The sequence below is a fragment of the uncultured Planktosalinus sp. genome (genome assembly GCF_963973675.1).
In the GTDB taxonomy this organism is placed as follows: Bacteria; Bacteroidota; Bacteroidia; order Flavobacteriales; family Flavobacteriaceae; genus Planktosalinus.
Genome location: NZ_CAXBAN010000343.1, coordinates 1 through 2913, shown reverse-complemented (window position 1 = coordinate 2913; position 2913 = coordinate 1). Strand labels below are relative to the sequence as shown.

General features: G+C 34.0%; 3 protein-coding genes and 1 pseudogene. 1 reads left to right on the top strand and 3 read right to left on the bottom strand.

Going from position 1 to position 2913, the window contains the following annotated elements; all coding sequences use genetic code 11:
* A pseudogene (locus AACY61_RS11660) lies at positions 1-386 on the bottom strand (hypothetical protein); the annotation flags it as partial.
* The gene (locus AACY61_RS11655) at positions 383-1309 is read right to left on the bottom strand and encodes a DUF6427 family protein (RefSeq protein WP_339611755.1); all 927 of its coding nucleotides are present in this window, start codon (positions 1307-1309) and stop codon (positions 383-385) included. The pseudogene AACY61_RS11660 and the gene AACY61_RS11655, both read right to left, overlap by 4 nt.
* 40 nt (positions 1310-1349) lie before the next feature.
* Here AACY61_RS11655 and AACY61_RS11650 point away from each other — a divergent pair, with 40 nt between their 5' ends.
* On the top strand, positions 1350-1586 hold the full coding sequence (locus AACY61_RS11650) for a uracil phosphoribosyltransferase (RefSeq protein ID WP_339611754.1): 237 nt from the start codon (positions 1350-1352) through the stop codon (positions 1584-1586).
* On the opposite strand, the gene purD is transcribed toward AACY61_RS11650, so the two are convergent.
* Complete coding sequence (purD, locus tag AACY61_RS11645) at positions 1578-2852, bottom strand: phosphoribosylamine--glycine ligase (RefSeq protein ID WP_339611753.1); 1275 nt, start codon at positions 2850-2852, stop codon at positions 1578-1580. The two genes, AACY61_RS11650 and purD, sit on opposite strands and share 9 nt — an antisense overlap.
* Positions 2853-2913 lie beyond the last annotated feature (61 nt).

The following is a 2913-nucleotide window of genomic DNA, read 5'->3' as shown; positions in this document are numbered from 1 at the left end:
GCGTAAGCAAACCCTTTGCCGAACCCTTTAGGAAACACAGATGTTTTATGGTCAAAAGGAATGCTTTTGATTGAAAAATCAATGAGTCTGTCTTTATTGTTTTTTGAAGGGAACACACCCGGAAGAGAGCAAAATATTTCTTCGACCGCTACAGCACTCCAGAAATTATACCAGCGATTGACAGCGTAATAGAAGGTTTCTTTTTTGTCGAGGTTTTTGTTTTGAACGATTGTGGCTATTGCTAGAATTAATTCTTTCCAATCAGAAATTGTATAGATAAAGTTAGTGTGGTTATCCCAAACATCATTTTGTTTTCTATACCATTTGTACGGGTATTGCCATCGGTTTTTTAACTCTTTCTCTATGTTTATTAACCGTTTAATCATGATATAAATAAAATTACGGCTGGTAATAACACCCAAATCCATAAAAGGAGCTCTTTAAAATTTTTTTCTCCTTTTGATTCTAAAAAATTAGTTGTTAAAATAGAAAAGGGTAAAGCTAAAAAAACTATTTCTGAACCATTTTTTTGTGGGGTAACAGTCATCAATGCCAGCGCTATTAAAATCAAACTAAATAATTGAATCACATTGCTCTTTTGTTTTTTGCTTTTGATGTTATGTTTGAAAAGAAAATAGCCGCTCAACCAAAGCAAAATTGTCAATAGAATTGATGTGGGAAGCAGCATTTTTAATTGATTGTAAAATGTAAAATCAAAATCAAAATTTCCTACCCAATCTATGGGTGTATAAAATGCATTTTGAATCAATAACGTATAAACATTACTTAAAATAATGACCGCAGCCATTCCAACAAAAGGAATGATATAGTTTTTAAAATCTCTACCCGCAAAAACTATTACAGAGCCAAACAAGAAAATTATAAACAGAAATGACCAAAAGTAAAAACAAGAGGCTAATGAAATCCACAAACCCGCATCAAAGATTTTTTTTTGAACGTCTTTTTGCGTTCTTAAACTTATCAATCTTCTTAAGGCCAGCAAAATAAATAGATGAGAAATAAGAGCCTGAGTGTTTAGAAAGGTGGCTGGAAATGCGGTTAGAAAAACCCCAAACACAACAATCACAAACGTATTATTGTTAGTTAGTTTGTTTTTTCTGGAAATAAAATCTGCCAGTAACATTGTCAGCATAAAAATAAGAAGCATCCCGGTTTGAAATAAAATTTCAGAGAGGGGGTTAATTGATTTTGTGTTCAATAAATGATGTCCCACAAAAAAAATTGTCATCAAAGCTGCAACCATTACATAATTTACCGGCTTTGATTTTCCAAAAAAGCTTGTTAGCATTACTTTATTTTATATTTTTGCATTGTAAATATAATAACTTATGAGTTGGAAAGGTTTTTTTGAAGGTATCGAATCTGTAACTGAAACGGTTTTGTTACAGCCATTAGATGGAATTCGTGAATTGGAACTAAGTAATTGGTTTCTTTCAAATGGTTTAAACTGGCTTTTTTTGGTGATTGGTTTTGTTGCCATGATATACTGGTTAAAGGAGCTTAAAAATTATAATGACGAAGGAACAGAAGACAAAACTTCAACTTCTCATTCCTATTTAGGATAAGTCAAAACCAATATCTTTTCTAAAATATTTCCTATCAAAGCTGATAATCTCAGCGTTTTGATAGGATTTTTTTATAGCCTTTTTCCAATTGTCATCCAGTGAAGTAATGGCTAAAACCCTTCCTCCGTTTGTAAGTATTTTTCCTTGTTTTTCTATAGTTCCCGCATGAAATATGATGGAGTTTTTAGTTTGTTCTAACCCTGAAATTTCTTTTCCTTTTTCATAAGCTTCCGGATATCCGCCGGACACCAGCATGATTGTTGTTGCCTCTTTAGCATCAATTTCTAAATTTACTTCATTTAATTTTTCTTCAAACGATGCTTTGAGTAATTGAACAAGGTCACTTTTAATTCTTGGGAGCACTACTTCAGTTTCAGGATCCCCCATGCGCACATTGTATTCTATGACAAAAGGTTCGTCATCCACTTTTATCAGGCCGATAAAAACAAAGCCTTTGTAATTCATTTTTCTTTTTTGTATGCCCTTTATAGTGGGTTTTACTATTTTTTCTTCAATCTTTTGCATAAATTCCTCGTCTGCAAAAGGAGCCGGAGAAACGGCCCCCATTCCACCGGTATTCAATCCGGTATCACTTTCTCCAATGCGTTTGTAATCTTTGGCTGTAGGTAATATTTTATAGTTTTTCCCGTCTGTCAAGGCAAATACTGATAGTTCAATACCTTTTAAAAATTGTTCAATCACGACCGTTTTGCTTGCGGCTCCAAATTTTTCATCTACCAGCATCTGTTGCAGTTCAGCTTTTGCTTTAGTTGCGTTTTCAAGGATTACCACGCCTTTTCCGGCAGCGAGGCCATCTGCTTTTAGAACATAGGGTGGTGGTGTGCTTTCAATATATTGTAACCCTTTAATGAGTTCATTTTTGGTAAAGCTCTGATAGGATGCTGTAGGAATATTGAATTCCATCATAAACTCTTTCGCAAACTCCTTACTTCCCTCAAGTTTTGCGCCTTCCAAAGAGGGCCCAATAATTATCACGTTTTTTAATTCTTCATCATTATCAAAAAAGTCAACTATACCATTTACAAGAGGGTCTTCGGGGCCCACGACAACCATTTTCACTTTCTTTTTAAGAACAACGCTTTTAATCTTCTCAAAATCATTGACTCCTATATTAATATTTTCAGCGATTTGGTTGGTTCCGGCATTGCCCGGTGCCACAAAAAGTTTATTACACAAGACACTTTTTGAAATTTGATAAGCAAAAGCGTGTTCTCTTCCTCCGGAGCCTAAAATTAAAATGTTCATGGTATTTTTTTAAAGTGTGAATTGTGACTTCAAAAATAAATGTTTGTAACTTGTCCTACTA

What these genes read in the sequence shown, in the direction of transcription:
- purD (WP_339611753.1), bottom strand. Translation starts at nt 2,852, where the DNA reads ATGAACATTTTAATTTTAGGCTCCGGAGGAAGAGAACACGCTTTTGCT.
- AACY61_RS11650 (WP_339611754.1), top strand. Translation starts at nt 1,350, where the DNA reads ATGAGTTGGAAAGGTTTTTTTGAAGGTATCGAATCTGTAACTGAAACG.
- AACY61_RS11655 (WP_339611755.1), bottom strand. Translation starts at nt 1,309, where the DNA reads ATGCTAACAAGCTTTTTTGGAAAATCAAAGCCGGTAAATTATGTAATG.